The following is a 548-nucleotide window of genomic DNA, read 5'->3' on the forward strand; positions in this document are numbered from 1 at the left end:
CATGGCCCAACCCGTAAGGGGGGGAGTGGTCGAAGGTGGGACTGGCGATTGGGACGAAGTCGTAACAAGGTAGCCGTACCGGAAGGTGCGGCTGGATCACCTCCTTTCTAAGGAGCACATTCCGCCCTTCGGGGTGGGGTTCCGTCAGTCGTCCAAGCCGACCGTGTTTGGGGCTGCGGCGCTCAAAGAATTGTGGAACTACTGGTGAAAACGCTGTCGGATCTGCGATGCGTGCTTCTAGTACTGCCTGAGTGTTCGGGTGTGGAACGAGTGTGCGTGTGGTGAGGGATGACGGGGTGTTCGGCACGCTGTTGGGTCCTGAGAGAACACGCGTAAGCGGGTTGCTCTTGAGGAAGCGAACGTTCCAGTTCTGCTACTAGCGTTCATACCGTCAAACAATGGTTTGGGTTTGGTGTCGCGTGGTGTGGTGGTGTCTGGTTGTTCTTTGAGAACTACACAGTGGACGCGAGCATCTTTGTGGTCAAGTTGTTAAGAGCATACGGTGGATGCCTTGGCACCAGGAGCCGATGAAGGACGTAGGAGGCTGC

Annotated in this window: 1 rRNA gene; it reads left to right on the forward strand. The window is 56.8% G+C overall.

What is annotated here, in order from left to right:
• Nucleotides 1–107, forward strand: a 16S ribosomal RNA gene (locus ACTOWY_RS44815); the annotation flags it as partial.
• Nucleotides 108–548 lie beyond the last annotated feature (441 nt).

Origin of the sequence: Crossiella sp. CA198, assembly GCF_052078295.1 — a bacterium.
Classification (GTDB): domain Bacteria; phylum Actinomycetota; class Actinomycetes; order Mycobacteriales; family Pseudonocardiaceae; genus Crossiella.